Origin of the sequence: Tabrizicola sp., assembly GCF_041911175.1 — a bacterium.
Classification (GTDB): domain Bacteria; phylum Pseudomonadota; class Alphaproteobacteria; order Rhodobacterales; family Rhodobacteraceae; genus Tabrizicola.
Window position 1 is genome coordinate 19,953 of the sequence record NZ_JAYRPN010000147.1, and the last position, 26,449, is coordinate 46,401.

A 26,449-nucleotide genomic window follows, 5' to 3' on the forward strand; every position below is an offset into this window, starting at 1 on the left:
GCGACCGCTTCACTCCGGGGTCCGTTATCCGCCCGGGTTAAGACAGCGCGCGGTGCCCGCCTTACCCCAGGATCGCCTTCACATAGCTTTCCGTCTCGGCGAAGGGCGGGATGCCGTCATGCTCTTCCACCGCCGCCGGGCCCGCGTTGTAGGCCGCCAGCGCCAGCTCCCAGGTGCCGAACTTGTCGTACATCATCCGCAGGTAGCGCGCGCCACCTTCCAGGTTTTCCTCGGCATCGTTGATGTCGACCCCCAGATGCTCCGCCGTTTCCGGCATCAGCTGCGCCAGCCCCGTCGCGCCCTTGACCGAGACAGCGACCGGGTTCCAGCCGCTTTCCCGCTGCACCAGCCGCAGGTACAGATCCTCCGGCACGCCATGCTTGCGCGCCGCCGCCTTCGCGACCTCCAGGTATTCGCCCTTGTAGTTGCCACGATAGGCGGGAATGCCCTCGACCGCCGCCGTTTCCTCGCCCTTCTTGTATTTGGGAGTCAGCTTGACCGAGCCGGAATATTGCTTCTTCAGCTTCTTGTCGATCAGGTCGGCCTGCGATTTGAAGATCGCGGTGCGCGACTTGGTCGAGCCGGTCAGGTTCAGACCCTCTGCCAGCGCGCCGACCGGCGCACTCGCCAGCAGCACCGCCACCGCAACCTGGCCGATGATCCGCATGTCCACGTCCACACTGTCCCTGCGCACCCGCCGGTGCGACCCGGCAGGACTATAGCGGTTTCGCCCGGAAATTCCAGACGGCTCGTGGCGGGTATTCCAGACCCCGCCGAAGCCCGGTTGCGGCGGGCGCATTTGGCGCTATAGGGTTCCTTAACCATCCGGGGGCCAAGCTGCGCCCCGGACATCTGCAAGGGAGATTCGCATGGCGGGGTCGGTCAACAAGGTCATTCTCATCGGCAACCTCGGCCGCGACCCCGAGGTGCGCAGCTTCGGCAATGGCGGCAAGGTGGTCAACCTGCGCATCGCCACCTCGGAAACCTGGCGCGACCGCAACTCGGGCGAGAAGAAAGAGCGCACCGAATGGCACTCGGTCGCGATCTACAACGAAGCGCTTGGAAAGATTGCCGAGCAATATCTTAAGAAGGGTAGCACCGTTTACCTTGAAGGCGCGCTCGAAACCCGCAAATGGCAGGACCAGTCCGGGCAGGATCGCTATTCGACCGAGGTCGTCCTGCGCCAGTTCCGCGGCGAACTCACCCTGCTCGGCGGCCGCGGCGACGGCGGATCGGGTGGCGATCGCGACTATGGCGGTGACCGCGGCGGGCAGGACGACGGCGGCTACGGCGGCGGGTCCTCCGGCAGCGGGCGCGGCGGCTTCGGCGGCGGCTCTTCGGGTGGCAGCGGCGGTCGCTCCGACATGGACGACGAGATTCCCTTCTGAGGATCGGTCGGATCGTCGCAGGGCCGCAGGTCCCGGCCCGGCGGCTCTGGACCTTCCCGGACACATTCCCTATATAATCGGTCAACATCCCAGGACCGAGACGAAGCCATGCAGGACCAGACCGTGGGCCAGACCGAGGGGCAGCCGCTCATCAAGCCCTCCACCACCGACCATCCGCTTTATCCGCAGATCGTCGAGGCCTGCCGCACGGTCTTCGACCCGGAGATTCCGGTGAACATCTACGACCTCGGCCTCGTCTACACGATCGAGATCGGCCAGGAGAACGAGGTCGAGATCACCATGACCCTGACCGCCCCCGGCTGCCCCGTCGCGGGCGAGATGCCGGGCTGGGTCGCGAACGCGGTGGAACCGCTGCCCGGCGTGAAGCAGGTCGATGTCCTGATGACCTTCGACCCGCCCTGGGGCATGGACATGATGTCCGACGAGGCCCGGCTGGAACTGGGGTTCATGTAGGGCAAGCTATAAGGCTTTCATTGTCAAAATAAAAAGCTTGCTTTTAGAAAAGAAAGCCATATAGCCTTCTCTGGAAGCCATCAAAGGTTGCTCCTTCCGATGCAAGGCGCGGTTCTTCTTGGGGATCTGGTCCGGTCGCGGCGATTTCCCGCCGCCGAGACCGCCGCCGCGCTGGACAGCCTGCGCAATATGGCGGCCGAGCTTCAGCCGATCACCGGGCCTGCGCATTTCACCCGCTTCCGGGGCGATGGATGGCAGCTTGTCACCTCCCGGCCCGAGATGGCCCTGCGGCTCGCCATTGCGCTCATCGCCCGTCTTGCCACCACGACCGGGCCGGGGACGCGCCTCGTCATCGGGCTGGGCGAGATCGACGATCTGGCCGAAGGAGAGCTTGGCGCGGCCTCCGGCAGTGCCTTCCTCCGCTCCGGGCAGGCGCTGGATGACCTGTCCAGCCGACGACGCCTTGGCCAGCTCGGCGCGCCCGCACCGGTTGCCCCCTGGCTGGACGGCGCCCTTCACCTGATCGAGTTCGTCTCGGAGCGCTGGTCGCCGCCGCAGGCCGAGGCCGTGGCGCTGGCGCTGGTGCCCGGCTGGCAGACGCAGGCCGACCTTGCCGACCGTCTGGGCATCACGCGGCAGGCGATCCATGCCCGTCTGGCAGGGGCGGGCTTCCCCGCCCTGATGTCGGCGCTCGCGGCCTTCGAGGGTCATTCCTGGGGCGACATATGACCGAAACCTTCATCGCCCTCCTTTTCGCCCATACCCTCGCCGATTTCGCCTTTCAGTCCAACTGGATGGCCCTGAACAAGCGCAATCCGCTGGCGCTGGGCCTGCACATGGCCATCGTCTACGCCACCGCCGTCGCCGCGACCGGATCGGTCCACCCTGCCCTGCTGGCTCTGGCGCTGATCCACATCGGCATCGACACCGGCAAGCTGGTGCTGCGGGCGGCCTGGAAGACTGCGGGCGGACTCACCCTGTTCCTGATCGACCAGGGGCTGCACCTCGTCAGCCTTCTCGCCCTCACCCTCTGGCTCCCCGACCTCTGGGCGCAAGGGTTCTGGGCGCCCGGAGCCATCGTCACCGGCGACGACAGCGGCATCCTCGGCACTGGCCTGTGGTCCAGCGAGGCCGCGCTGCCCGTCACCCAGCTGCCCGCGCTGATGGTGCTTCTCACCGGCCTGATCCTTGCCACTCGCGCCGGGGGCTTCGCGGTCGGCCTCCTGATGGAGCCCTTCGCCCCGCATCTCGGCAAGGGCGACGCCGGGAAAAGCCTGCCCGGCGCGGGCCGCGTGATCGGCCACCTGGAACGCGGGCTGATCTTCGCCCTGGTCCTTTTCGGCCAGGCGCAGGGCGTGGGCCTGCTGATCGCCGCCAAATCCATCCTGCGCTTCGGCGCGGTCAAGGACGACCGCAGGCTCTCGGAATACGTCATCATTGGCACGCTCGCCTCGTTCGGCTGGGCGCTGATCGTGGCCTATGCGGTGCTTGCGGTCCTGACGCTGCTGCCCCCGCTTGGAATTCCGCCCGCGACGCCCTAGATTGGGGACAAAGGAGCATCCCCCATGTTCGGCATTCCCGGCAAAGCCGCCGTCACCCTGACCCCCGCCGCCACGCGCCAGATCACCCGGCTGATGCAGCGCGAGGGGTCGCAAGGCTTGCGCATCGGCGTCAAGAAGGGCGGCTGTGCGGGCATGGAATACACGATGGAATATGTCGCCGCGGTCAATCCGCTGGACGAGGTGGTGGAACAGGACGGTGCCCGGGTGCTGATCGCGCCGATGGCCCAGATGTTCCTGATCGGGACCGAGATCGACTATGAGACGGGCCTTGTCGAAAGCGGCTTCAAGTTCCGCAACCCGAACGTGGCCGAGGCCTGCGGTTGCGGCGAGTCGATCAAGTTCCGCGATACGCCCGCCGCCTGAACGCCCGCCGGGACGGATTGTTCGCGATCTGCCGTCTTTTCCTTCGGGCGCCAACACGCTAGGCGTGTGCCACGCGCAGAAGGAATTGCACCATGAAGAAACTCGCCGCCGGGAACTGGAAGATGAATGGCACCAAGGCCTCGCTGGCCGAGGTCACGGCGCTTCTTGCCGCCCACCCTGCCCCGGCCTGCGAGATGCTGCTCTGCCCGCCCGCCACGCTGATCGCCCGGATGGCCGAGACCGCAAAGGGCACCGCCCTGCAGGTCGGCGCGCAGGATTGCCACGCCAGGCCGCAGGGGGCGCATACCGGCGACATCTCTGCGGCGATGCTCAAGGACGCGGGCGCGACCCATGTGATCCTCGGCCACTCCGAGCGCCGCACCGATCACGGCGAGACGGATGCCCAGGTTCGCGCCAAGTCGGAAGCCGTGGTGGATGCGGGCCTGATCGCCATCGTCTGCATCGGCGAGACCGAGGCCGAGCGCGATGCGGGCAAGACCCTGGCGGTGATCGGGGCCCAGATCGACGGCTCGATCCCGATGGGCGCGACCGCCGCGAACCTGGTCGTCGCCTATGAGCCCGTCTGGGCCATCGGCACCGGCCGCACCCCCACGCTCTCCGAGATCGCCGAGGTGCACAGCTTCCTGCGCGGCCGGTTGCGCGGCCTGATCGGGGATGAGGCCGAAGGCGTGCGCATCCTCTACGGCGGCTCGGTCAAGCCCTCGAACGCGACCGAGATCTTCGCCGTTCCGCATGTCGACGGGGCGCTCGTCGGCGGGGCCAGCCTGAAGGCTGCCGATTTCGGCGCCATCGTCGACGCGCTTTCCGCCGCCTGACTGTCGCGGACGGGCCAGCCCGGCCCGCCGCCCCGGACTAGGTTCAGCCGATGACCACCTTCGACACCGCGCCGCGCAGCACCCTGGTTGCGTCAAACCTGATCTGCCTGGCCTCGATGGTGATCTGGGCCGCAGGCCTTCCGGCCGCCGACCTGATCATCCCGCACATGCCGCCCGTGGCCCTGACCGCCGCCCGCGCCCTGCTGGCGGCAGCGGTCCTGTTGCCGGTCTGGTGGTTTGTCGAGGGCAAGGCTGCGGTCCTTGGCGCGAACTGGCTCAAGGGCGCCTGGGTGGGCTTCGTCACCCTCGGCCTCGCCTCGTTCTTCGTGATCATCGCGCTGCGCTACAACGACCCGGTGACCGTCGCCATCGTCAGCGCGATCATGCCGGTGATCGGCATCCTCTTGGAATGCGTGGCCGACCACCGCCCCTTCACCCGTGCGCTGGCCATCGGGCTGGTGCTGTCGGTCGCAGGTGGGTTGATCGCCGTCAACGGGGCCGAGGGCGAGGTCCGGTTCGGCATCGGCGTCCTTGCCGCGCTGGCCTCGGTCGCGCTCTACACCTGGGGCTCGCGCGAGACGGTGAAGGCCTTCCCCGACCTTACCCCGCTTGGCCGCAGCACGATCACCATCGCGGGCGGGGCCATCGTCGCCACCCTCGCCGCCCTGGCCGATGGCGTGCTGCGCGGACAATGGCCGGACTGGGCCGCGATCGGCTGGCCGGAGTTCGGCGGCCTTGCCGTCTTCGGGATCGGCTCGATGGCCGTCTCCCAGCTCCTCTGGATCGTCTCGGTCGGGCGGATCGGCATCGGCGCGGCCTCGATGCACATGAACGCGGTGCCGTTCTACGTCATGCTGATGGTCTTCCTGGCGGGCGGCCCGTGGAACTGGGGGCAGACGCTGGGGGCGGCCATCGTGGTGACCGGCGCGGCCATCGCGCAGGGGCTTCTGGGGGGCACGCGGCAATGATCGAGCTTTCGCAATCACCCACTGACCCGGCCTTCGTCCAGGACCCCTACCCGTTCTACGAACGCGCCCGCGCCGCAGGCCCCTTCTTCCGCTGGGCGGATTACAACCTGACCTGCACCGGCAATGCCGCTGCGGTGAATGCCATATTCCGCGACCGCCGCTTCGGCCGCGAGCCGGTGGTGCCCCCGGCCATCCCGCCGCATCTCGCCCCGTTCTACGCGGTCGAGGCGCATTCCATGCTGGAGCTGGAGCCGCCCCGCCATACCCGCCTGCGCAACCTTGTCCTGCGCGCCTTCACCTCGCGCCGGATTGCCGGGCTTGCCCCCGACATCACCGCACTCGCAACCGAACTTGCCGGGTCCGCCCCGCAAGGCGAATTCGATCTTCTGAAAACCTTCGCCCAGCCCCTGCCCGTCCGCATCATCGCCCGCCTCCTCGGCGTGCCCGAGGAGATGGCGCCGGACCTCCTGCACTGGTCGAACGCGATGGTCGGCATGTACATGGCCGGTCGCACCCGCGCGATGGAGGACAAGGCGGTTGCCGCGACCGAGGCTTTCGTCGCCTTCCTGCGCGCCTATGTCGAGGACCGCCGCGCCCGGCCCGCCGACGACCTGATCACCCAGCTCATCGCCGCGGAAAGCGAGGGCGAGAAGCTCTCCACCGACGAGCTGATCACCACCTGCATCCTCCTGCTGAACGCGGGCCACGAAGCCACCGTCCACACCATCGGCAACGGGGTGAAGACGCTGCTCGAAACCCGGACGCCCCTCGCCGCCCTCGCCCCCGACAGCGTGGAGGCAACGGTCGAGGAAATCCTCCGCTACGATCCCGCGCTGCACATGTTCACCCGCTGGGCCTACGAGGACATCGAGGTGATGGGCCACACCTTCCGCCGTGGCGACCAGGTCGGCCTTCTCCTCGCCGCGGCCAACCGCGACCCCGGCGTCTGGGATCAGCCCGCCCGCTTCGACCCCTCGCGCCCGCCAAAACCGCTCGCGACCTTCGGCGCCGGCCTGCATTTCTGCGTCGGCGCTCCGCTCGCGCGCCTCGAACTCCAGATCGCCCTGCCAATCCTGTTCCAGCGCCACCCCAAGCTCGCCTTGGCCGCGAAGCCCGAATACGGCGACGTCTACCACTTCCACGGCCTCAGCGAGTTGCGCGTCACCGCCTGACCGTTCATCTTTGCCCAAATATCCCCGCCGGAGGCTCCTGCCCTCACAGCGGCAGGACGGTCGTCGACTTGATCTCTTCCATGCTCAGAAGGGCTGTCACGTTATAGATCCGCACCTCGGAAATCAGCGCCTGGTAGAAGGTGTCATAGGCCCGCGCGTTCTTCACCCGCACCTTCAGGATATAGTCGATGTCCCCCGCCAGCCGATGCGCCTCCAGGACTTCGGGCCGCTCGCGCAGCGCCTTGAGAAAACGACGCTGCCACTCCGCCTCATGCTCCGAGGTGCGGATCAGCACGAAGAAACAGGCCTCCAGCCCCAAGGCCTCGGCATCCAGGATCGCGGTCGTCCGGGTGATCACCCCCTGCTCGCGCATCCGGCGGATCCGGTTCCAGACCGGGGTCTTCGACGACCCCACCTTCCGCGCGATTTCGTCCAGCGATTGCTCGGCATCCTGTTGCAGTTCGGACAGGATTTTCCGGTCCAGATCGTCCAGCGCGGCGGTCATTCCTGATTTTCCCCATATCCCGGAACAGCGGTTCCCATCCCTGTCACTATCGGAACACACATCCTTATCTGCAAGGGCCACTGGTCCCCAACCGGGAAAATATTCTATATTGATGGCATCATTCCTTGGCCGAGGACCCCGAAGATGAGCCGCCGCTTCACGCCGAAGATCGTGACCGCCAACCGCCTGCGCGAAGGCGACGTGGTCTACCTGACCACCGATGACCGCTGGTCCGCCTTCCATCACGAGGCCGAGCTGATCGAGGACGAGGCCCATGCCCAGATGCGGCTTCTGCATGCCGCCGCGCAGAAACTGCTTGTCGTCGGCCCCTATCTGGCCGATGCAAAGCCGGGCGCGAAAGGCCCCGAGCCCACCCATTTCCGCGAGGAATTCCGCACCCGCGGCCCCTCGAACTACAACCACGGCAAGCAAGCCGACCTCGCGAGCTGACCTGATGTATTCCTACTCCGACTTCGACGAAGCCTTCGTCCGCACCCGCGTCGCGCAGTTCACCAATCAGGTCGAACGGCGGCTGGACGGCAGCCTCACCGAGGATGAATTCCGCCCGCTGCGCCTGATGAACGGGCTCTACTTGCAACTGCACGCCTACATGCTGCGGATCGCGATCCCCTACGGCTCGCTGAACCCCGGCCAGATGCGCCAGCTGGCCCATATCGCCGACACCTGGGACAAGGGCTATGGCCATTTCACCACCCGGCAGAACATCCAGTTCAACTGGCCGAAACTGCCCGAAGTGCCCGCGATCCTCTCCGCGCTGGCCGATGTGGAAATGCACTCGATCCAGACCTCTGGCAACTGCGTACGGAACGTCACCGCCGACCACTTCGCCGGGGCCGCCGCGGACGAGATCGCCGACCCCCGTCCATACGCCGAGTTGCTGCGCCAGTGGTCGATGGACCACCCGGAATTCCAGTTCCTGCCGCGCAAGTTCAAGATCGCCATCACCGGCGCGCCGCATGACCGCGCCGTGACCAAGGCCCATGACATCGGCCTGCGCATGGTCCGCAATGCCGCCGGTGAGCCCGGGTTCGAGGTCATCGTCGGTGGCGGCCTCGGACGGACTCCGATGGTCGGGATGACCGTCCGCGACTTCCTGCCGGAAGCCGACCTGCTTCCTTACGTCGAGGCTGTCCTCAGCGTCTACAACACGCTTGGCCGACGCGACAACAAGTTCAAGGCGCGGATCAAGATCACCCTGCACGAGACCGGCAAGGACGAGATCACCCGCATGATCGAGGCCGAATTCGCCCGGCTGCGCCCGCTTTTCGGCGGCAACGACCAGAAGCTTCTCGCCGACATCCGCGAGGCCTTCGCCCCCCCCGCTTTCCGCGACGCGCCGACCGACGCCTATGACGCCTTCCACAAGGCCGACCCGGTGTTCCGCGCCTGGGCCGACACCAACCTGACCCGGCACCACAACGACCAGTATGCCATCGTCACCGTCAGCCTGAAGGCTCCCGGCCTGACGCCCGGCGACGCGACCTCCGACCAGATGCGCCTGCTGGCGGACCTGGCGGAACGTTACGGTCACAGCGACCTCAGGATCAGCCACGAGCAGAACGTGATCCTGCCGCATGTCCACAAGTCCGACCTGCCCGCGCTACATGCCATGCTGATGAAAGCCGGTCTCGGCACCGCCAATGTCGGGCTCCTGTCCGACATCATCGCCTGCCCCGGCATGGATTATTGCGCGCTGGCCACCGCCCGCTCGATCCCCGTCGCGCAGGAACTTGCGACGCATTTCGAGGCGCTGAAGCTGGAACATGAGATCGGCCCGCTGAAGATCAAGATTTCCGGCTGCATCAACGCCTGCGGGCACCACCACGTCGGCCATATCGGCATCCTCGGCCTCGACCGCGCCGGGGTCGAGAACTACCAGATCACCCTCGGCGGCGACGGCACCGAAGACGCGGTGATCGGCGAGAAGACCGGGCCGGGCTTCGCCTATGACGAGATCGTGCCCGCCATCGAACGCATCCTGCGCGCCTATCTCGGGCTGCGGCAGGAACCGGCAGAGACCTTCCTGCAAGCCTTCAAGCGGGTGGGCATGGAGCCGTTCAAATCCGCGCTCTACGATACGGAAGACGCTCAAGATGCCGCGTGACGGGCGTCACGAAGGCCCGGTTGCCGACCGGGTCGCCACGCTGAATGCGCGCTACAAGCACCATTCGGCGACGGCGGTGCTGGAACATGCGCTGAAGGACGACGACCTGGGCCGGGTGGCGCTGGTCTCCTCCTTCGGGGCGGAATCGGTGGTGCTGCTGCACCTCGTCAGCGTCATCGCGCCCGAGACGCCGGTCCTGTTCATCGACACCCGGATGCTGTTCCAGGAAACGCTCGACTACCAGCGCGATCTGGCCGAGAAGCTGCATCTCTGCGACATCCGCACCATCCGGGCCAACCCCGCGCGGGTGAATTTCGAAGACCCTGACGGCACGCTGCACCAGTTCTCGACCGACGCCTGCTGCAACGTCCGCAAGGTGGAACCGCTGGAGCGCGCCCTTGCGCCGTTCGATGGCTGGATCACCGGCCGCAAGCGGTTCCAGAACGCCGACCGTGGCACCATCGACTTCTTCGAAAACGAAGGCGACTTCCGCATCAAGGTCAACCCGCTGGCGCATTGGGGCCGCGAGGACCTTGAGGAATACATGGTCGAAAACCGCCTGCCCCGGCATCCTCTGGTAGCCAAGGGCTACCCTTCGATCGGCTGCGCGCCCTGCACCAGCCCGGTGAAGCCCGGCGAGGACCCCCGCGCGGGGCGCTGGCGCGGGCAGGCCAAGACCGAATGCGGCATCCATTTCATCGACGGCAAGGCCGTGAAAGTTCCGAAGGAGAACGCGGCATGAGCGCTTCCCAGACCGTCCTCGTGACCGACGCGGGCTTCGCCCCCGCCCCCGTGCGCGAGATCGTCGCCTTGGCAGACCTGACCGACCAGACCTCGGTCGACCTGTCGAACACCGACGATCCCGAGGCGCTGGTCGGGCGGCTGGACCAGCTGACCCTGATCCGCGTGGCCTTCCCCGCCTTCAACGACGGCCGCGCCTTCACCGTCGCGCGAAAGCTGCGGATGCTGGGCTATACCGGGCAGCTGCTGGCCTTCGGGCCGGTGATCGCCGACCAGTACGCGATGCTGCGCCGGGTGGGCTTCGACGGGGCCGAAATCCCGGCCGAGATCGCCGCCCGCCAGCCCGCCGAGCAGTGGCAGTTCCGCGCCGCCGACTGGCAGGCGAACCACTACCAGGCCAGGCTCCGCGCCTGATTTCCTGTCCCCGAGATTTCGCCGCAGGGGGAAGGCTTCCCTTGCCGCGTCCGCTCGCCTATGGAGGGCGAAACGATGAACGAGACCGTGAAGATGGACACCCCCCAGGCGAAACCCCACCTGCCCGACGCGCAGACCGTGACCGCTGTCACCCACTGGACCGACCGGCTGTTCTCGTTCCGCGTGACGCGGCCTGCCAGCCTGCGGTTCCGCTCGGGCGAATTCGTGATGATCGGGCTTCTGGGCGACACCGGGAAGCCGCTTCTGCGGGCCTATTCCATCGCCTCGCCCAGCTGGGACGAAGAGCTGGAGTTCTACTCGATCAAGGTGCCGGACGGGCCGCTGACCTCGAAGCTCCAGCATATCAAGGTGGGGGACGAGATCATCCTGCGCCCGAAGCCGGTGGGAACGCTGGTCCATGATGCCCTGCTGCCGGGAAGCCGGATCTGGTTCCTCGCGACGGGGACCGGGATCGCGCCCTTCGCCAGCCTGATGCGCGACCCGGAGACCTACGACAAGTATGATCAGGTCATCATGATGCACACCTGCCGCGAGGTGGCGGAGCTGGAATACGGGCGGCGGCTGGTGGAGAGCCTGAAGGACGACCCGCTGATCGGCGAGCTGGTGGGGGACAAGCTCCTGTACTACCCGACGACGACCCGCGAGGCTTCGCCAAGGATGGGGCGGATCACCGACAACCTGACCAGCGGCAAGGTCTTCGCCGACCTTGGCCTTGCCCCGATGGACCCCGAGGAAGACCGGGCGATGGTCTGCGGCAGCCTGGCCTTCAACCACGACGTCAAGGCGGTGCTGGAGAAGTTCGGGCTGCGGGAAGGGGCGAATTCCGAGCCGCTGGAATATGTCGTCGAGAAGGCCTTCGTGGGCGACGGAATCTGACCCTGTCCACGGTGGACAGATTTTCCGAGCAAGCAAATTCAATGGGTTGCAAAGCCGCGTTAGGGTGGGGTTAACCTCTGGAGTGATCGGGCCGCGGGCAAATCCTGCGGCCTTTTGCGTGGCACAGCGGCACCGAGACCGCGCAAAGAAAAAGGCCGCGAGGGTTTCCCATCGCGGCCTTTCCGGTTTCGGCGGATGCCGAGGATCACATGCCGAGCGCGGTCTTCACTTGCGCGACAGTGTCGGCGACCAGCGCCGGGTTGGCCTTGGCGGCCTCGACGGCGGTCTTCAGGGTGGCCTTGGTCGCGTCGTCGAGAGTCGAGCCGTCGATCAGCGCCACAACGGCGTCCGCGTTGAAGTTGGCCGGATCCAGCGCGGCGGCAGCGTCCGTCGCGGCGGCGGTCGCATCGGTGGCGGTGCCTTCGACGGCAGCGGCTGCGTCGGTCGCGGCGCCTTCGACAGCGGTGGCGGCGTCGGTGGCAGCGCCTTCAACAGCAGCGGCAGTGCCTTCGGCAGCCTTGGCGGCTTCGTCAGCGGCCTTCTGCGCGGTGGCGGCAGCTTCTTCGGCAGCCTTGGCAGCGGCTTCTTCAGCAGCCTTGGCGTCCGCAGCGGCCTTCTCTTCCGCGGCTTTCAGCTCGGCAGCGGCTTCCTGGGCCGGCTTGTAGCTGAACTGGTAATAGCCGCCAGCGGCCAGAAGGACGACGATGGCGCCGATGATAACGGTTCTGTTCATGTCATATACTCCCATGACCGGAGCGAGCGCCCGGATGCGGGTCATATGCCAGCTTGGTTCCCAAATGAAAAGGGTGCTGCGATGCAGCACGGCGAAAAACGCCGGAAACATGCGGATTTCTCGACCCCAGGTCGGCCAGCCGGGTTGCAGAGCAGCGCGCCCTCGCCTAGATTGCCGCCGCGCAATCAACCATCAAAGGACGACTACCATAGCCCGCAGACCGCACAATGCCCCGCCGCAACGCGAAACCGGTCCCCGCATCAATGACCGCATCCGCGCTCCGGAAATCCGCCTGATCGGTGCGGATGGCGAAAACGTCGGGGTGGTGACCCCTGCCCGCGCGATGCAGATGGCCGAGGAAGCCGGACTGGACCTGGTCGAGATCTCGCCGACCGCCGTGCCGCCGGTCTGCAAGATCATGGACTTCGGCAAGTTCAAGTACGAGACGCAGAAGCGCGAGGCGGAAGCCCGCAAGAAGCAGAAGATCATCGAGATCAAGGAAATCAAGTTCCGTCCCGGCACCGATACGCATGACTATGACGTCAAGATGCGCTCGGTGGTGAAGTTCCTGGAGGAAGGCGACAAGGTGAAGGTCACCCTGCGCTTCCGGGGGCGCGAAATGGCGCACCAGGAGCTTGGGCTGGAACTGCTGAAGCGGGTCGAGGCCGACGTGGCCGAGATCGGCAAGATCGAAAGCTTTCCCAGGCTGGAAGGCCGTCAGATGGTGATGATGGTCGCGCCGAAATAGGGCCGACGGACTCGACCGGGGTCCAAAAATTTTCTAGAAAATTTTTGGACCTTTACTCCCGCATCTCGCGCAACCGACCCCGGATCGGGATTTCCTTCAGCAGGCCGCCGACGCCCATTCCGGCAATGTCCTCCGCGGTGACGGGGATACCGCAGATCAGCCGCTCCAGCACCCAGTCGGCCCCGTTCAGCGCAGGGCTGCGGACGCAGCCAGGCAGGCCGATGACCGGGGTTTCCCCGAGGCTGCCGAGGAAAAGAAGGTTGCCGGGGTCGACCGGCATTCCGAAGCGATGAACCCTGCCCCCTGCCCGGCGGACGGCGGCGGGGGCCACGTCGTCCGGGTCCGAGGTGGCAGAAGCGGTGAGGATCAGGATCAGCTCGGCCCCGTTGACGGCGGCAATCGTCGCGGCAAGGTCGGCCTCGCGGTGCGGGCTGTGCAGGTGGGTGATGAGCCCGGCCCCAAGCGCTGCGAGCCGGTCGGTGATGGCCGATGCCTTGAGCGGCCGGGCGGTCGGGTCGGTGTGGGTTTCAACCAGCGCGACGCGGGACAGCCGGGCCGGATGCAGGCGCAGGGCACAAGCTCCGGCGGTGCAGGCGGCGTCGACCGAGGCCCGCGCGACGCCGTAGGCGATGACCTTGACGGTCGCCACCATCTCGCCCGCCGTCACCCGCTGCCAGCGCGGAACGGTGGCAAGGGTGATCATCGGATCGACGGCGTTCAGCGCCTCGACGCGAGGGGCGAGAACCTCGATCACTCCTGCCACCTGGGCATGGAGGTTCACCCGGCCCGTGCCGACGGCGCGGAGGTCGAGGCCTGCGGCTTGCGGATCGGGGACGAGGGCCTTTGCGATGGCCAGGGCGGCGGCGTCTTCGTGTAGGTCATCTGCGTCGAGGCGGGCGGTGATGACCTCGCTGCGCCCGGTGGCCTGGAGTTGGGCGATTTCCCCGGGGCCGAGGATGCAGCCCTTGCGCAGGCGGCCCGCAGGCAGGGCGACGGAATGGGCGAGGATGGTGCCTTCGGCTTCCGCAAGGGGGATGGGACCGAAGCGCATCTAGGTTCGCAGGGTTTCGGTGATCTGGGCCATGACGCTGACGGCGATCTCCGAGGGCGTCCGGGCGCCGATGTTCAGGCCGACGGGGGCGTGGATCCTGGCGATCTGGTCGGGGGTGAAACCTGCTGCGGCCAGACGCTCGACGCGCTTGGCATGGGTGCGGGTGGAGCCGAGGCAGCCGAGGTAGAAGGCGGGAGAATTGAGCGCGAAGCGGATCGCCGGGTCGTCGAGCTTCGGGTCGTGGGTCAGGGTCACGATGGCGGTGCGGGCGTCGGGAGCGAGTTTCGCCAGCGCCTCGTCGGGCCAGTCGTCGAGGATGGTTTCGCCGGGAAAGCGGGCTGCGGAGCCGAAAGCGGCGCGGGGGTCGATGAGGGTGGGCGCATAGCCGCAGGTGCGGGCGATGACGAGCAGCGGCTGGGCGATGTGGACCGCGCCGATGACGATCAGGCGCAAGGGCGGGTTGTGGATGGCGATGAAGCGGCCATCCTCCTCCAGCCCTGAGCGGTCGGATTTGAAGCGGGCGTCGGCGGCGGGGTCCTCGCCCGGAGTGATGAGGGCCCGGGTCCAGGCCGCGGGCGTGGTCACGATGGCCAGCGCGCGGGAGGCGGCGCGGGCTTCGGTCAGGGCTTCAAGGAGCGGTTCGGGCAGGGCCTCGGGGCCGTCGCCCACGGGTTCGACGAGGATGCGGATGGTCCCCCCGCAGGCGAGGCCGGCGGCAAAGGCGGTCTCGTCGCTGACGCCGAAGGTCAGGATGCGGGGCTTGCGGTCGGCAAGGGCGTCGAGCGCCTCGGCGATCACCGCGCCCTCGACGCAACCGCCGGAGACGGAGCCCGTCATCTCGCCTTCGCCCGAGATGGCAAGCTGGCTGCCCGCGGGACGGGGGGCGGAGCCCCAGGTCTCGATCACGGTGGCGAGTGCCGCACCCTTGCCCGCGCGGACCCAGGCAAGCGCGGCTTCGGGGATCTGGTCATGGGAGGCAGGGGTCATGGCGGAAAGTATGCGTCCGCGCGAAGGTCATTGCCACAGAAATGAACGCGCCGCAGGGGGGCCCGCGGCGCGACTTTGGTAGGGGGTGGCCTCAGCCGCGGGTCTTGGTGCGCAGCAAGGGCGTGATCACCCGAACCTCGACCCGGCGGTTGGCGGCTTCGCTTTCCTGGGTGTCGATCAGAAGCTCCGTCTCGCCATAGCCCTGGACGACCATGTTCTCTGGCGGGATGTCGAAGTATTCGGTCAGGGCCAGCGCCACCGATTCCGCGCGGCGGTCGGAGAGCGCGAGGTTCATCGCCGCCTTGCCGGTCGCGTCGGTGTGGCCTTCGATCAGGAAGACCTCGCGCGGGTTGTCGTCCAGCAGTTGCTGCATGACGCGACCGAGGTCGGCGAGGTTGCGGGCCTCCTTCGCGCCCACCGCCGCCGAACCGGAGGCGAACTTCACCGGCTCGACGTCGATGGTCGCGGCCAGGGCGCGGACTTCCGGGATCTCGCGGATCTGGCGCAGCGAGAACTTGCGGCCTGCGCTGTCGGCTTCCAGCGCCGCAAGCTCGCGCTTCAGGGCGGCGTCGTCGTCCTTGGACGAGATGACGATGCGCTTCTTCGGCTTCGGCAGGTCGCGGACGTAGACCGGGTCTTCCGTCGCCAGGTCGTCGATCAGCACGATCTCGCGGCCCATGTCGTCATAGGTCGCGCGGCGCAGGACCCGGCCCGTCGCGTCGCGGATCGTCACCACTTGCGTCCCGTCGCCGCGCTGGACGATGGTGCGGGTGGAGCCGTCCTTGAACGTCTCGGTCCGAACGGTCGAGCCGGGGCGGCGGATCACGGTGTCGTCGTCTTTCAGCACGCGGTAGGTGCCGTCGGGTTGCAGCACGATCACCCGGTCGCCGGTGTTCGACACGACGCGGCTGTCGCCCATCGTCGAGACGGTGGTGTCGGTGGCGGCGGCCTCGCGGTTGTTCTTGATGATCGCACCGACGGCGAGGGCGCCAAGGACGAGGAGACCGGCCTTTTCAAGATCGGAGAGGCCGGATTTCTTGCCCCCCGCGAGCGCCTTTGGCGCAGCCGCGAATTCCTGGGCCGAGCTGCGGGTGTTGTCCGCCGTTAGGGTTTCCGTGACGTCCGCCACCAGCGAGGCCGGGTCGGCCTTGGCAATCTCCTTCGCATCCTCGGACGGCGGCGCGGAGGCAAGCGCCGCTGCACCAAGCGACGAGGGGTCGATGGCGGTCGGATCGGCGGTGAGGAGTTGGGTCAGGCCTTCCACCTCGGTTTCCGACACGACCGGCGCTTCGACCGGCTCGGCCACCACCGCCGGGTCGGGCTCCGCGACCTTCAGGCCAGCAGCCGGGTCGACGATCTCGCCCGAGGGTGCCACGAGTTCGGCCTCGGCGGCGGCAACGGCAGCGGCGGCGACGGCGGGGTCGACGACCTCACCCGTGGCCGAGTCGATGATGGCATCCGGGGCAACCGCTTCGCCGGTGGGTTCGGCGGCGGGCTCGTCGGTCGCAGGTTCGGCAGCGGGCTCTTCGGTCGCAGGTTCGGCTGCGGGCTCTGCAGCCGGTTCCTGCGCCGTCGGTTCCTCGACAGCCGCAGGTTCTTCGGCGACCGGTTCTTCAGCCGGGGCCGGTTCAACCGCAGGTTCTTCAGCCGGGGCGGCTTCCTCGACGGCAGGTTCCTCCGCCGGGGCTTCGTTCACGACCGGCTCTTCCGCCGGGGCGGATTCTACCGCAGGCTCCTCGGCGGGGGCCTGGTCGACGACCGGCTCTTCCGCAGGCGCGGCTTCTTCAGTCGCAGGTTCTTCCGCAGGTGCGGCTTCCTGCGCCGCAGCTTCAGCAGCGGCAGCGGCATCGGCTTCGGCCTGAGCGGCAGCTTCGGCGGCGGCTTGCTCTTCGGCCGCCTTTGCGGCCGCGGCATCGGCATCGGCCTGGGCCTGGGCTTCCGCTTCAGCCTGGGCAGCGGCGGCGGCATCGGCTTCTGCCTGAGCCTTGGCTTCCGCCTCGGCCGCAGCAGCGGCTTCCGCTGCGGCGGCGGCATCGGCTTCTGCCTGGGCCTTGGCGTCCGCCTCGGCCTGGGCAGCGGCTTCTGCTGCGGCCTGTTCCTCGGCGGCCTTGGCGGCATCGGCCTCTGCCTGCGCGGCAGCGGCTGCGGCGGCATCGGCTTCGGCCTGGGCGGCAGCGGCTGCGGCGGCATCGGCCTTGAGCTGTGCGATGATCGCATCCAGGTCGCAAGCGGCGTCGGCGGTGGGCACGCAGAGCACCGCGCCGTCGGGTCCGCTGACCGATCCGTCTTCGTTCATCACCTGCCCGAAACTGGGCACGGTGGCGAGCGGGCTGATGGCCACCGAAAGGGCCGTCGTCGATACCAGAAGCTTTCTCATTCACCAGTCCTCATTTTGAAGGGCTTGCGGGACAACCACCACGAGTCGGTCCGGTTCCCGTTTGCCCCGACAGGCATAACAAAGGGCGCATCTGCCTGATATGCGATATCACGGACTTGCCAGCGCATAACTTGCGCGGAGAGCCGCCTAATTTCGCAAGAGCGCGAGGAGGCGGTCCTTCTCTCCCCTGTCGTCCTTTTCCGAGATCGCCCGCCCAAGCGCTTCCAGCGAGGCGATGGAATGCCCGGCGCGGAAGCTGTCGACATGCGGGAGGAGCGCCCGGATGCCTTGCGCCTTCGGGGCAAAGCCGGTCCAGCGCAAAAGCGGATTGAGCCAGATCAGGCGGCGGCAGGACAGGTGCAGGCGTTCGGCTTCGCGGGCCAGCAGCGCGGTGTCGTCGCGGTCGAGCCCGTCGGTGATGAGGAGGACGACCGCCCCCTGCCCCAGCACCCGGCGCGACCAGTCGCGGTTGAAGGCATGGAGCGACTGGCCGATCCGGGTGCCGCCGGACCAGTCCTGCGCCTCGCTGCCGGCGGCTTTCAGCGCGGCATCCACGTCGCGGGCGCGCAGGTGGCGGGTGATGTTGGTGAGGCGCGTGCCGAAGGTGAAGGCATGGACCCTGGCCCAGCCCTGCCCCTTCCGGTTGGCGACGGCATGGACGAAATGCAGGACCATGCGGGAATAGTCGGCCATCGAGCCGGAAATGTCGCAGAGGACGACGAGGTTCGGCCAGCGCGGGACGGGGGCCTTGTGTTTCAGGGTGGTCAGTTCGCCGCCGGTGCGCATCGCTTCGCGGAGCGTGCGGCGGGCGTCGATGCGCGCGGTGAGAGTCGAGGGGGCGGAGCGGCGGGTTTTCAGCGGCTGCACGGGGAGTGCGAGTTTCGCCAGCATCCGTTTGGCTTCGGCGATCTCCTCGGTCGACATCTGCTCGAAATCGAGGGTTTTCAGGCGTTCTTCCGAAGACATGGTCGCGCTGGCGTCGATCTCGATCTGCTCGCCTTCGCTGTTGACTTTCGGCGGGGGCGGAAGCTGGCCGTCGAGCAGCGCCTCGGCGGCGCGTTTCTCGGCGGCCCGGGCGATGCGGTCTTCCTGCACGCCCTGGACCTGCGGCAGAAGCAGCGACATCATCTGATCGAGATAGCGCGGGTCGCGCCAGAACAGGCGGAAGACCTGGGCGAAAAGCGCGCGTTCCTCGGGGCGGGAGACGAAGATGGCTTGCAGGGTGAAGTAGAAATCCTCGCGCCGGTCGAAGCCTGCGGCAGCGACGGCTTTCACGGCATCGAGGGTGCGGTCGGGGCCGACGGGCAGGCCCGCCCGACGAAGCGCGCGGGCGAAATGGGCGATGTTCCGGGCGAGCTTGCCCTCTTCGGGAATGTCGAGATCGGGATAGGTCGTCATCTGGGCCTACCCCCGGGGGTTTTCCACCCCCGGACCCCCGAGGATATTTGCGCCAGTATGAAAGGTCATGCCGGGACCAGGTCGCGCTTGACCTCGTCGAGGAGGCGTCTTGCTTCCGAGCCTTGCAGTTTCTGGATGTCGTCCTGGTATTTCAGGATCGCGCCGAGCGTGTCGGAGATGACTTCGGGGGAAAGCGCGATGACGTCGAGGGCAAGGAGGCATTTCGCCCAGTCGATGGTTTCGGCCACGCCGGGGCGTTTGAACAGGTCCTCGCGGCGGAGTTTCTGCACGAAGGCGACGACTTCGCTGGAGAGCTTGGTCTGGGCCTCGGGCGCGCGGGCGTTCAGGATCTGCAGTTCGCGGTCGAAGGAGGGGTAGTCGACCCAGTGGTAGAGGCAGCGGCGTTTCAGGGCGTCATGCACCTCGCGCGTGCGGTTGGAGGTGAGGATGACGATGGGGGGTTCGGGGGCCTTGATCGTTCCGAGTTCGGGGATCGTCACCTGGAAATCGGAGAGGGCTTCGAGCAGGAAGGCCTCGAAGGGTTCGTCGGTGCGGTCGATCTCGTCGATCAGGAGCACGGGGGCGCCGCCGGGCTGCGGGCGCATGGCGGCGAGAAGGGGCCGTTCGATCAGGTAGTCTTCGGTGAAAAGCTGGGTCTGCAGGGTGTCGCGGTCGGCGGTCGCCTCGGCGGTGCGGATGGCGATCATCTGGGCGGCGAAGTTCCATTCGGCGACGGCGGAGGCGGCGTCGAGGCCTTCGTAGCATTGCAGCCGGATCAGGCGGCGGTTCAGTGCGGTGGCAAGGGTCTTGGCGATCTCGGTCTTGCCGGTGCCGGCCTCGCCTTCGAGGAAGAGCGGGCGACCGAGCTTGAGCGAGAGGAAGACGACGGTGGCCAGCGCGCGGGAGGCGACGTAGCCCTGGCTGGCGAGCAGGGTTTCCACGGCGTCGATGCTGGCGGGGAGTGCGGTCACGGGGCCTCCTGTCCGGGCAGAGTGGCGGGCGGGGCGAAGGGGGTCAAGGCGGGATCGGCGGCCTCGGCTTGCAACCATAGTCGTAGGGACCTGAGCGGCGCGCGTTCGGGGAGCGTGGCGGGCCAGACGAGGTGGTAGGAACCGAGCGCGCGGATCGGGGGGCCGAAGACGGCGATCAGGCGGCCCTCGGCCAGTTCGCGCTGGATCAGGAAGGTGGGGATGAGGGCGGCGCCCATGCCGTGGATCGCGCCCTGGGTGAGCGTGGCGAACTGGTCGAACATCATGCCGGGGGGGCGGAGGCCGGGAGAGCCGTGATGGGCCAGCCAGCGGCCCCAGTCGCCGGGGCGGGATTCAAGCTGCAGGAGGGGGTGGCGCAGGATGTCGGTCGCCTGCGCGAGCGGAGGGAAGCCGGGGGCGGCGACGGCGAGGATGTCCTCGTCCATGAGTTTCAGGCTGTCGGCGCCGGGCCAGTCCTGCCTTCCGTAGTGGATGGCGGCGTCGAAGCTGGAACCGGTGAAGTCGAAGGGGCGGAGACGGGTGGAGAGATTGACCGTGACCTCCGGGTGGCTTTGCGCGAAACGGGCGAGGCGGGGGGCGAGCCAGTGCATCCCGAAGGCGGGGAGGATGGCGAGGTTGAGGCTTCCCCCGGTGGGGTTGGCGCGGAGCGTAATGCTGGCGGAGGCGAGGAGGTGCAGGGCTTTTCGCACCTCGGCCACATAGTCGTGGCCCGCGGGGGTCAGGCGCAGGCGCTGACGTTCGCGGGTCAGGAGTTGGACGCCGAGTTGTTGTTCCAGACCCTGCAGCGCGCGGCTGATGGCGCCCTGGGTGAGGCTGAGTTCCTCGGCCGCAGCGGAGGCGGTGCCGAGGCGGTCGACGGCTTCCAGCGCCATCAATGCGGGGATCGGCGGCAGGTAGCGGCGGGGCAGCATTATGAGTTTCCCTCATGAACCCGTGCAGGGCTTTCGATAGCCTGCCCTGCCCTTTTCTGCAATGATCCCGCGCAAAGAAGGAGATGCGCCATGTCCGACAAACCGAAACTGAAAGCCAAGGATGCCCCCGATCTGGGCCGCTTCGACTGGGAAGATCCCTTCCGGCTGGACGACCAGCTGACCGAGGAAGAGCGGATGCTGCGCGACGGCGCGCGGGCCTATGCGCAGGAAAAGCTGCAACCGCGCGTCATCGCGGCCTATCGCGACGAGACCACCGACCCGGCGATCTTCCGCGAGATGGGGGAGATGGGGCTTCTGGGCGTGACGATCCCCGAGGAATACGGCGGGCTGGGCGCGTCCTATGTCGCCTACGGGCTGGTCGCGCGCGAGGTCGAGCGGGTCGATTCGGGCTATCGGTCGATGATGTCGGTGCAGTCGTCCCTGGTGATGTATCCGATCTATGCCTACGGCACCGAGGCGCAGCGCAAGAAGTATCTGCCGAAGCTCGCGTCAGGCGAGTGGATCGGGTGCTTCGGCCTGACCGAACCGGATGCGGGGTCGGACCCGGCGGGGATGAAGACCACGGCGAAGAAGACCGCCAACGGCTATGTGCTGAACGGCGCGAAGATGTGGATTTCCAACGCGCCCATCGCGGATGTCTTCGTGGTCTGGGCCAAATCGGACGCGCATGGCGGCAAGATCAAGGGCTTCGTGCTGGACAAGGGCATGAAGGGCCTCACGGCGCCGAAGGTGGGGGGGAAGCTTTCGCTGCGGGCGTCCATCACCGGCGAGATCGTGCTGAAGGATGTGGAAGTCGGCGAAGACGCGCTGCTGCCCAATGTCGAGGGGCTGAAGGGGCCGTTCGGCTGCCTGAACCGGGCGCGCTATGGCATTTCCTGGGGCGTGATGGGGGCTGCCGAGTTCTGCATGACGGCGGCACGGCAGTACGGGCTTGACCGCAAGCAGTTCGGCAAGCCGCTGGCCGGGATGCAGATCTACCAGCTGAAGCTTGCCAACATGCTGACCGAGATTTCGCTGGGCGTGCAGGCCTCGCTGCGCGTCGGGCGGCTGATGGACGAGGCCAATGCGGCGCCGGAGATGATCTCGATCGTCAAGCGCAACAACTGCGGCAAGGCGCTGGAGGCGGCCCGCTGGGCGCGCGACATGCATGGCGGCAACGGCATCCAGGAAGATTTCCAGGTCATGCGCCATATGGTGAACCTGGAGACGGTGAATACCTACGAGGGCACGCATGACGTCCATGCGCTGATCCTGGGCCGGGCGATCACCGGGCTGCAGGCTTTCTTCTGATCTGGCCTCCGTGCTACGTCTTCGGGCGTGGCGCGGGTGGAGAGGTCGGATGCCTCCGGCGGGGATATTTTTCGCAAAGATGAAAGGGCGGGCGTGGTGAAGATCACGACCGTCCTCTGCGTCAGGAACGAAGGCGCGTTCCTGCTGGAATGGCTGGCGCATCACCGGGCCTGCGGGGTCACCGATTTCCTGGTCTTCTCCAACGATTGCGACGACGGGACGGACGCAATGCTGGACCGGCTGGAGAAATTGGGCTGGCTGGTGCATCTGCGCAACCCCGGCCCGCACGGCGAAGGGCCGCAATGGTCGGCGCTGAAGCGGGCGGACCGGCACCCGCTGGTGACGGCGGCGGACCGGGTGCTGCCGCTCGACATCGACGAGTTCGTCAACGTCCATGTCGGCGACCGGACGCTTCCGGCGCTGCTGGCGGCGCTTCCGCAAGCAACCGCGATCACGCTGACCTGGCGGCTGTTCGGCAATGCGGGCGTGGTCGCTTACGTTGATGCGCCGGTGACGGAGACCTTCACCCGCGCCGCGCCGCATGTGCTGCACTGGCCCTGGCGGGCGCAGCTGTTCAAGACCCTGGTCCGGAACGACGGCAGCTACGGCAAGCTGGGCGTGCATCGCCCCCGTGCCCCGGTGGCGGGGAGGACGACGGGGCAGCGCTGGTTCGACGGGTCGGGACGGATGCTACCGGCGGCGTTCCACCGGGGGCGGATCTTCTCGGACGTCGGGCGGGACAATCATGCGCTGGTGCAGCTGAACCACTATCCCCTTGGCGCGGTGGAGAGTTTCGTCCTGAAGCGCGACCGGGGCCGGGCGGTCCATGCCGATGGCGGTCTTGATGCGGGCTACTGGATCGAGCGGAATTTCAACGTGGAGGAGGATCGGACGATTCTGCTTCTGGACAGCCAAGACCTGAGGGCGGGCCTGCACGCCGACCCAGTTCTGGGCCCGCTGCACCGCGCGGCGGTGGATTGGCGGCACGCCCGGTTCCGGGCCTTGATGCAGGAGGACGCCTGGCGCAGCCTCTATGGCCAGATCCTGATGGCCGGACCGACTCGGGTGCTGGATCGGGCCGAGGCGGAGACGATCTGGAAACCGCATATCGGACGGTCGTGACTACCCGTCGGCGGATTGCGGCAGCATTGCAACCATGGGTTGTCATGCCGCCGGAATGGTGCCGTACTGCAACCGCAAGAGCTGAATCCGGGGCGAATGTTTCCACCGCAAGGCCTTGTGGTGGCCGTATTCTCTCGCCAGAGTCCCGGGAACCGAGCCGAGACATGCCCAAGACCGAACCGATCGCCATGACGAATCCCGCCCAGCCGCCTGACTGGCAGCGCCCGATGCTCAAGATCGCAGAGGGGGATGGCGACTTCCTGCCGCTTGGGGACAAGCACTATGCCTTCTTCGCCGAAGAGCGCCCGCTGCTTCTGGTGACCTTCGAGGATGCGGCCTCGCTGCGTGAGCGCGAGAGCAAGCTGCCCGAGCATTTCGACCTGGCGCAGAACCGGGGCTGGTCGATGCTGACCATCCTCGCCGAGGGCGAGACCTGGTGGCGCGACCCGGCGGTCTTTCGCTATTTCGACCGGCTGGCCGATGACGGGTTCCTGGAGGATTTCGACCGGGTGGTGTTCTACGGCGCGGGGCCGGCGGGCTATGCGGCGGCGGCCTATTCGATCACCGCGCCGCAGGCGGAACTGGTGCTGATCGCGCCGCGCGCCACGCTGGACCCCGGTCTGGCGGGCTGGGACGAACGCCACCGGATCGCGCGGCGGATCAACTTCCGCGGTCGCTACGGCTATGCGCCGGACATGACGGAAAGCGCTGCGAAGGTCTGGCTGATCCATGATCCACTGCACCAGCCCGATGCGATGCACGCGGCGCTGTTCCAGCGGCCCTGGGTGACGCAGCTGCACGCCCGCTATACCGGCGAGGGGACCGAGGACACCTTGCGCGAGATGAAGGTGCTGGACCGGATCCTGGAAGCGGCAATGGAGGGCAAGATGTCGGCCGACCGCTTCTCCTGGCTCTGGCGCGGGCGGCGGTCGAACGGGAGCTACCTGCGGTCGGTCCTGGCGACGGCGCGGCTCTCCGGGCATCCGCAGCGCGAGGTCAAGATCTGCCGGTCTGTCACCGCGCGGCTGAATGCGCCAAGTTTCGCGCGGCGGCTGGAAGAGCTGACGGGTGAGGCGGTCTAGTTGCCGTAGCTGTCGGTGAAGGCGACGAGTTGCGCCGTGCGGTCCTCGGTCAACTGCCGCATGCAGCCGTAGACCAGAAGCGGCTCGGCTGACCCGCCCTTCATCGCATAGCCCTCGGCCTCGCACGCCCTGTCGCGGAAGGTGATCCAGGCGCGTTGGGCTTCCTTCAGGGCCTCTGCCCCACCCTGTTCGGCTTGCGGCAGGTCGGCATCCCAGCTTTTCAGAAGAGTCATCGCGCGCTTGTAGGCGGTGTTGAGGTCGGCATCGGCGGCCTCCCAGTCATTGTAGGCGCACTGGTTCATGTCCTGCTGGGTGACGGCGTTGGCGCAGTCGATCTCCTGCGCGGCGGCGGGAAGGGAAAGGCAGGCGAGGACGAGGAAGGGGCGGAACATGCGGGTCTCCTGATTTGCGGGCGATCCTGTCGCATCGGGCCGCGCGATGCCACTGGAAACGGGGGCGGGTTTGCGTTACCTGCCGCCCATGCAACGGATCATCCTGCCCCGCCCCGACGACTGGCACCTGCACCTGCGCGACGGCGCGATGCTGCAGGCCGTGCTGCCGGAAACCGCCCGCCATTTCGCCCGCGCGATCATCATGCCGAACCTGGTGCCGCCGGTGGTGACCTTGGCCGATGCCGCGGGCTATCGCGAGCGCATCCTGGCGGCCCTGCCCGAGGGGACGGCGTTCGAGCCCTTGATGACGCTCTACCTGACCGAGGGGACAGACCCGGCGGATGTGGAACGCGCGGCTGGGTCGGGCCTGGTCAAGGGGGTGAAGCTCTATCCGGCGGGGGCGACGACCAATTCTCAGTCCGGGGTGCGCGATCTGGACAGGGTCATGCCGGTGCTGGAGGCGATGGCGCGGATCGGGCTGCCGCTCTGCGTGCATGGCGAGGTAACGAGCGCGGAGGTCGACATCTTCGACCGCGAGGCGGTGTTCATCGACCGGGTGCTGGCCCCGCTGCGCCGCCGGTTGCCGGAGCTGCGGGTGGTGATGGAGCATATCACCACCGAGGAAGGCGTGGCCTATGCGGCGGAGGGCGGCGACACGCTGGCTGCGACGATCACGACGCATCACCTGATCATCAACCGCAACCATATCCTCGCGGGCGGGATCAAGCCGCATTACTACTGCCTGCCTGTCGCCAAGCGCGAGAAGCACCGGCTGGCCTTGCGCAAGGCGGCGACCTCGGGTTCGCCCCGGTATTTCCTCGGCACCGACTCGGCGCCGCATGTGGACGCCTTGAAGGAACATGCCTGCGGCTGCGCGGGGTGTTTCACGGCGACGAATACGCTGAGCCTCCTGGCGCATGTCTTCGAGGAAGAGGGTGCGCTGGACAAGCTGGAGGGCTTCGCGTCGCGGAACGGCCCGGCTTTCTACCGCCTGCCGGTGAACACGGGAACGATCGCGCTGGAGAAGCGGGCCGAGCCCTGCGTCTGGCCTGCGAAGATCATCTCCGAGGTCGGCCCCGTCACCGTCTTCGACCCCGGCTTCCCCGTGCATTGGCACGTCCTCCCCTGACCAAGTCTAAAAATTTTCGCGAAAATTTTTAGACGCTTGAAAGGCTTGCGCATGATCCCCTCCGCCTTCCCGCCCAAGGATGAAATCGCCCGGCTGACCGCGCGCGCGCTCCTCGAAATCAAGGCGGTGCATTTCAACGCCGAGACGCCCTTTACGCTCGCCTCGGGCCTGCCCAGCCCGACCTACATCGACTGCCGCAAGCTGATCAGCTACCCGCGCATCCGCTCGACCCTGATGGATTTGCTTGCCGTCACCATCATGCGCGAGGCCGGGTTCGAGGCCTTCGACAACATCGCCGGCGGCGAGACTGCGGGCATTCCCTTCGCGGCGCTGGTCGCGGAACGGCTGGCGCTGCCGATGACCTATGTGAGGAAGAAGCCCAAGGGCTATGGCCGCAACGCAAGGATCGAGGGCGCGATGACCGAGGGCCAGCGCGTGCTGCTGGTCGAGGACCTGACGACCGATGGCGGCTCCAAGCTCAGCTTCGTCGACGCGATCCGCGAGACCCGGGCCAGTTGCGGCCATACGGCGGTGATCTTCTACTACGGCATCTTCCCGGACACCGAGGCGAAGCTCGGCGCGCATGGGGTGAAACTGCATCACCTCTGCACCTGGTGGGACGTGCTGGCCGAGGCGCGGGCGCAAGGCGCGTTCGATGCGGGCACGCTGGCGGAGGTGGAAAGCTTCCTGAAAGCCCCCCGCGCCTGGCAGGACGCGCGCAAGGGCTGATTCTTCCTCCGCACGCCCGGCGACGGCGGACGAGCGCCCACTAGA

The 26,449-nt window shown here is 67.4% G+C and carries 29 protein-coding genes; 19 read left to right on the forward strand and 10 right to left on the reverse strand.

The window, feature by feature from the left end; translation table 11 throughout:
- Nucleotides 1-61 precede the first annotated feature (61 nt).
- Complete coding sequence (locus ACE3P6_RS20140) at nt 62-667, reverse strand: lytic transglycosylase domain-containing protein (RefSeq protein WP_374371695.1); 606 nt, start codon at nt 665-667, stop codon at nt 62-64.
- A 202-nt stretch (nt 668-869) separates the two neighbouring features.
- Here ACE3P6_RS20140 and ssb point away from each other — a divergent pair, with 202 nt between their 5' ends.
- The 8 genes from ssb (at nt 870) to ACE3P6_RS20180 (ending at nt 6,763) form a co-directional block, all read left to right on the forward strand.
- Nucleotides 870-1,388 (forward strand): single-stranded DNA-binding protein, encoded by a 519-nt coding sequence (gene ssb / locus ACE3P6_RS20145; RefSeq protein ID WP_374398208.1) that lies wholly within the window; start codon nt 870-872, stop codon nt 1,386-1,388.
- Between the two features lie 108 nt (nt 1,389-1,496).
- Nucleotides 1,497-1,862 (forward strand): SUF system Fe-S cluster assembly protein, encoded by a 366-nt coding sequence (locus ACE3P6_RS20150; RefSeq protein ID WP_374371664.1) that lies wholly within the window; start codon nt 1,497-1,499, stop codon nt 1,860-1,862.
- Nucleotides 1,863-1,961: 99 nt separating this feature from the next.
- Nucleotides 1,962-2,591 carry a hypothetical protein gene (locus tag ACE3P6_RS20155; RefSeq protein WP_374398209.1) on the forward strand — a complete coding sequence of 210 codons (630 nt, stop codon included), beginning with the start codon at nt 1,962-1,964 and terminating at the stop codon, nt 2,589-2,591.
- Entirely contained in the window at nt 2,588-3,403 is an 816-nt protein-coding gene (locus ACE3P6_RS20160) for a DUF3307 domain-containing protein (RefSeq protein ID WP_374398210.1), read from the forward strand. The genes ACE3P6_RS20155 and ACE3P6_RS20160 overlap by 4 nt, the downstream gene beginning before the upstream one ends.
- 24 nt (nt 3,404-3,427) lie before the next feature.
- Nucleotides 3,428-3,787: a HesB/IscA family protein gene (locus ACE3P6_RS20165; protein ID WP_374371658.1), complete on the forward strand. Its 360-nt coding sequence runs from the start codon at nt 3,428-3,430 to the stop codon at nt 3,785-3,787.
- 92 nt (nt 3,788-3,879) lie between these two features.
- Nucleotides 3,880-4,623: a triose-phosphate isomerase gene (tpiA, locus tag ACE3P6_RS20170; RefSeq protein ID WP_374398211.1), complete on the forward strand. Its 744-nt coding sequence runs from the start codon at nt 3,880-3,882 to the stop codon at nt 4,621-4,623.
- A gap of 50 nt (nt 4,624-4,673) precedes the next feature.
- Complete coding sequence (locus tag ACE3P6_RS20175; RefSeq protein ID WP_374398212.1) at nt 4,674-5,591, forward strand: DMT family transporter; 918 nt, start codon at nt 4,674-4,676, stop codon at nt 5,589-5,591.
- Complete coding sequence (locus tag ACE3P6_RS20180) at nt 5,588-6,763, forward strand: cytochrome P450 (RefSeq protein WP_374398213.1); 1,176 nt, start codon at nt 5,588-5,590, stop codon at nt 6,761-6,763. Before ACE3P6_RS20175 ends, ACE3P6_RS20180 begins: the two co-directional genes overlap by 4 nt.
- Before the next feature lie 43 nt (nt 6,764-6,806).
- Here ACE3P6_RS20180 and ACE3P6_RS20185 read toward each other — a convergent pair whose 3' ends face one another.
- Nucleotides 6,807-7,268: an Lrp/AsnC family transcriptional regulator gene (locus ACE3P6_RS20185; protein WP_374375622.1), complete on the reverse strand. Its 462-nt coding sequence runs from the start codon at nt 7,266-7,268 to the stop codon at nt 6,807-6,809.
- A gap of 144 nt (nt 7,269-7,412) precedes the next feature.
- Between ACE3P6_RS20185 and ACE3P6_RS20190 the strand changes: the two genes are divergently transcribed.
- The 5 genes from ACE3P6_RS20190 (at nt 7,413) to ACE3P6_RS20210 (ending at nt 11,445) form a co-directional block, all read left to right on the forward strand.
- On the forward strand, nt 7,413-7,718 hold the full coding sequence (locus ACE3P6_RS20190) for a DUF2849 domain-containing protein (RefSeq protein WP_374398214.1): 306 nt from the start codon (nt 7,413-7,415) through the stop codon (nt 7,716-7,718).
- 4 nt (nt 7,719-7,722) lie between these two features.
- The gene (locus ACE3P6_RS20195) at nt 7,723-9,393 is read left to right on the forward strand and encodes a nitrite/sulfite reductase (protein WP_374398215.1); all 1,671 of its coding nucleotides are present in this window, start codon (nt 7,723-7,725) and stop codon (nt 9,391-9,393) included.
- On the forward strand, nt 9,383-10,135 hold the full coding sequence (locus ACE3P6_RS20200; protein WP_374398216.1) for a phosphoadenylyl-sulfate reductase: 753 nt from the start codon (nt 9,383-9,385) through the stop codon (nt 10,133-10,135). The genes ACE3P6_RS20195 and ACE3P6_RS20200 overlap by 11 nt, the downstream gene beginning before the upstream one ends.
- A complete protein-coding gene (locus ACE3P6_RS20205) occupies nt 10,132-10,548 on the forward strand; it encodes a DUF934 domain-containing protein (RefSeq protein WP_374398217.1) in 417 nt (138 codons plus the stop codon). Before ACE3P6_RS20200 ends, ACE3P6_RS20205 begins: the two co-directional genes overlap by 4 nt.
- 75 nt (nt 10,549-10,623) lie before the next feature.
- A complete protein-coding gene (locus ACE3P6_RS20210) occupies nt 10,624-11,445 on the forward strand; it encodes a ferredoxin--NADP reductase (RefSeq protein WP_374398218.1) in 822 nt (273 codons plus the stop codon).
- A 205-nt stretch (nt 11,446-11,650) separates the two neighbouring features.
- Here ACE3P6_RS20210 and ACE3P6_RS20215 read toward each other — a convergent pair whose 3' ends face one another.
- Nucleotides 11,651-12,178, reverse strand: coding sequence for a hypothetical protein (locus tag ACE3P6_RS20215; RefSeq protein WP_374398219.1), 528 nt, complete (start codon nt 12,176-12,178; stop codon nt 11,651-11,653).
- A 208-nt stretch (nt 12,179-12,386) separates the two neighbouring features.
- Between ACE3P6_RS20215 and infC the strand changes: the two genes are divergently transcribed.
- Nucleotides 12,387-12,926, forward strand: coding sequence for a translation initiation factor IF-3 (infC, locus tag ACE3P6_RS20220; protein ID WP_374375627.1), 540 nt, complete (start codon nt 12,387-12,389; stop codon nt 12,924-12,926).
- Nucleotides 12,927-12,978: 52 nt separating this feature from the next.
- On the opposite strand, the gene ACE3P6_RS20225 is transcribed toward infC, so the two are convergent.
- The 6 genes from ACE3P6_RS20225 to ACE3P6_RS20250 all read right to left on the reverse strand — a co-directional run bounded on the left by ACE3P6_RS20225 (nt 12,979) and on the right by ACE3P6_RS20250 (nt 20,642).
- Entirely contained in the window at nt 12,979-13,977 is a 999-nt protein-coding gene (locus ACE3P6_RS20225) for a molybdopterin-binding protein (protein WP_374398220.1), read from the reverse strand.
- Nucleotides 13,978-14,964, reverse strand: a complete 987-nt coding sequence (locus tag ACE3P6_RS20230; RefSeq protein WP_374398221.1) for an XdhC family protein — start codon at nt 14,962-14,964, stop codon at nt 13,978-13,980.
- A gap of 91 nt (nt 14,965-15,055) precedes the next feature.
- Nucleotides 15,056-17,341, reverse strand: coding sequence for an OmpA family protein (locus ACE3P6_RS20235; protein ID WP_374398222.1), 2,286 nt, complete (start codon nt 17,339-17,341; stop codon nt 15,056-15,058).
- A gap of 147 nt (nt 17,342-17,488) precedes the next feature.
- Entirely contained in the window at nt 17,489-18,739 is a 1,251-nt protein-coding gene (locus ACE3P6_RS20240) for a VWA domain-containing protein (RefSeq protein ID WP_374398223.1), read from the reverse strand.
- A 65-nt stretch (nt 18,740-18,804) separates the two neighbouring features.
- Nucleotides 18,805-19,710, reverse strand: a complete 906-nt coding sequence (locus ACE3P6_RS20245; protein ID WP_374398224.1) for an AAA family ATPase — start codon at nt 19,708-19,710, stop codon at nt 18,805-18,807.
- A complete protein-coding gene (locus tag ACE3P6_RS20250; RefSeq protein WP_374398235.1) occupies nt 19,707-20,642 on the reverse strand; it encodes a LysR substrate-binding domain-containing protein in 936 nt (311 codons plus the stop codon). Before ACE3P6_RS20250 ends, ACE3P6_RS20245 begins: the two co-directional genes overlap by 4 nt.
- 87 nt (nt 20,643-20,729) lie before the next feature.
- On the opposite strand from ACE3P6_RS20250, the gene ACE3P6_RS20255 reads away from it, so the two are divergent.
- From ACE3P6_RS20255 to ACE3P6_RS20265, 3 genes are all read left to right on the forward strand, one after another.
- On the forward strand, nt 20,730-21,950 hold the full coding sequence (locus ACE3P6_RS20255) for an acyl-CoA dehydrogenase (protein ID WP_374398225.1): 1,221 nt from the start codon (nt 20,730-20,732) through the stop codon (nt 21,948-21,950).
- A gap of 96 nt (nt 21,951-22,046) precedes the next feature.
- Nucleotides 22,047-23,072, forward strand: a complete 1,026-nt coding sequence (locus tag ACE3P6_RS20260; RefSeq protein ID WP_374398226.1) for a glycosyltransferase family 2 protein — start codon at nt 22,047-22,049, stop codon at nt 23,070-23,072.
- A 164-nt stretch (nt 23,073-23,236) separates the two neighbouring features.
- Complete coding sequence (locus tag ACE3P6_RS20265) at nt 23,237-24,154, forward strand: phosphoadenosine phosphosulfate reductase (RefSeq protein WP_374398227.1); 918 nt, start codon at nt 23,237-23,239, stop codon at nt 24,152-24,154.
- On the opposite strand, the gene ACE3P6_RS20270 is transcribed toward ACE3P6_RS20265, so the two are convergent.
- On the reverse strand, nt 24,151-24,546 hold the full coding sequence (locus ACE3P6_RS20270; protein ID WP_374398228.1) for a lysozyme inhibitor LprI family protein: 396 nt from the start codon (nt 24,544-24,546) through the stop codon (nt 24,151-24,153). The two genes, ACE3P6_RS20265 and ACE3P6_RS20270, sit on opposite strands and share 4 nt — an antisense overlap.
- Before the next feature lie 88 nt (nt 24,547-24,634).
- Between ACE3P6_RS20270 and pyrC the strand changes: the two genes are divergently transcribed.
- Nucleotides 24,635-25,675 carry a dihydroorotase gene (pyrC, locus tag ACE3P6_RS20275; RefSeq protein ID WP_374398229.1) on the forward strand — a complete coding sequence of 347 codons (1,041 nt, stop codon included), beginning with the start codon at nt 24,635-24,637 and terminating at the stop codon, nt 25,673-25,675.
- 51 nt (nt 25,676-25,726) lie between these two features.
- The gene (locus ACE3P6_RS20280) at nt 25,727-26,404 is read left to right on the forward strand and encodes an orotate phosphoribosyltransferase (protein ID WP_374398230.1); all 678 of its coding nucleotides are present in this window, start codon (nt 25,727-25,729) and stop codon (nt 26,402-26,404) included.
- Nucleotides 26,405-26,449: the final 45 nt, after the last annotated feature.

Excerpts from the sequence above, each read along its gene's own strand:
- ACE3P6_RS20140 (WP_374371695.1), bottom strand. The coding sequence starts at position 667 with ATGCGGATCATCGGCCAGGTTGCGGTGGCGGTGCTGCTGGCGAGTGCG.
- ssb (WP_374398208.1), top strand. The coding sequence starts at position 870 with ATGGCGGGGTCGGTCAACAAGGTCATTCTCATCGGCAACCTCGGCCGC.
- ACE3P6_RS20150 (WP_374371664.1), top strand. The coding sequence starts at position 1,497 with ATGCAGGACCAGACCGTGGGCCAGACCGAGGGGCAGCCGCTCATCAAG.
- ACE3P6_RS20155 (WP_374398209.1), top strand. The coding sequence starts at position 1,962 with ATGCAAGGCGCGGTTCTTCTTGGGGATCTGGTCCGGTCGCGGCGATTT.
- ACE3P6_RS20160 (WP_374398210.1), top strand. The coding sequence starts at position 2,588 with ATGACCGAAACCTTCATCGCCCTCCTTTTCGCCCATACCCTCGCCGAT.
- ACE3P6_RS20165 (WP_374371658.1), top strand. The coding sequence starts at position 3,428 with ATGTTCGGCATTCCCGGCAAAGCCGCCGTCACCCTGACCCCCGCCGCC.
- tpiA (WP_374398211.1), top strand. The coding sequence starts at position 3,880 with ATGAAGAAACTCGCCGCCGGGAACTGGAAGATGAATGGCACCAAGGCC.
- ACE3P6_RS20175 (WP_374398212.1), top strand. The coding sequence starts at position 4,674 with ATGACCACCTTCGACACCGCGCCGCGCAGCACCCTGGTTGCGTCAAAC.
- ACE3P6_RS20180 (WP_374398213.1), top strand. The coding sequence starts at position 5,588 with ATGATCGAGCTTTCGCAATCACCCACTGACCCGGCCTTCGTCCAGGAC.
- ACE3P6_RS20185 (WP_374375622.1), bottom strand. The coding sequence starts at position 7,268 with ATGACCGCCGCGCTGGACGATCTGGACCGGAAAATCCTGTCCGAACTG.
- ACE3P6_RS20190 (WP_374398214.1), top strand. The coding sequence starts at position 7,413 with ATGAGCCGCCGCTTCACGCCGAAGATCGTGACCGCCAACCGCCTGCGC.
- ACE3P6_RS20195 (WP_374398215.1), top strand. The coding sequence starts at position 7,723 with ATGTATTCCTACTCCGACTTCGACGAAGCCTTCGTCCGCACCCGCGTC.
- ACE3P6_RS20200 (WP_374398216.1), top strand. The coding sequence starts at position 9,383 with ATGCCGCGTGACGGGCGTCACGAAGGCCCGGTTGCCGACCGGGTCGCC.
- ACE3P6_RS20205 (WP_374398217.1), top strand. The coding sequence starts at position 10,132 with ATGAGCGCTTCCCAGACCGTCCTCGTGACCGACGCGGGCTTCGCCCCC.
- ACE3P6_RS20210 (WP_374398218.1), top strand. The coding sequence starts at position 10,624 with ATGAACGAGACCGTGAAGATGGACACCCCCCAGGCGAAACCCCACCTG.
- ACE3P6_RS20215 (WP_374398219.1), bottom strand. The coding sequence starts at position 12,178 with ATGAACAGAACCGTTATCATCGGCGCCATCGTCGTCCTTCTGGCCGCT.
- ACE3P6_RS20225 (WP_374398220.1), bottom strand. The coding sequence starts at position 13,977 with ATGCGCTTCGGTCCCATCCCCCTTGCGGAAGCCGAAGGCACCATCCTC.
- ACE3P6_RS20230 (WP_374398221.1), bottom strand. The coding sequence starts at position 14,964 with ATGACCCCTGCCTCCCATGACCAGATCCCCGAAGCCGCGCTTGCCTGG.
- ACE3P6_RS20235 (WP_374398222.1), bottom strand. The coding sequence starts at position 17,341 with ATGAGAAAGCTTCTGGTATCGACGACGGCCCTTTCGGTGGCCATCAGC.
- ACE3P6_RS20240 (WP_374398223.1), bottom strand. The coding sequence starts at position 18,739 with ATGACGACCTATCCCGATCTCGACATTCCCGAAGAGGGCAAGCTCGCC.
- ACE3P6_RS20255 (WP_374398225.1), top strand. The coding sequence starts at position 20,730 with ATGTCCGACAAACCGAAACTGAAAGCCAAGGATGCCCCCGATCTGGGC.
- ACE3P6_RS20265 (WP_374398227.1), top strand. The coding sequence starts at position 23,237 with ATGCCCAAGACCGAACCGATCGCCATGACGAATCCCGCCCAGCCGCCT.
- ACE3P6_RS20270 (WP_374398228.1), bottom strand. The coding sequence starts at position 24,546 with ATGTTCCGCCCCTTCCTCGTCCTCGCCTGCCTTTCCCTTCCCGCCGCC.
- pyrC (WP_374398229.1), top strand. The coding sequence starts at position 24,635 with ATGCAACGGATCATCCTGCCCCGCCCCGACGACTGGCACCTGCACCTG.
- ACE3P6_RS20280 (WP_374398230.1), top strand. The coding sequence starts at position 25,727 with ATGATCCCCTCCGCCTTCCCGCCCAAGGATGAAATCGCCCGGCTGACC.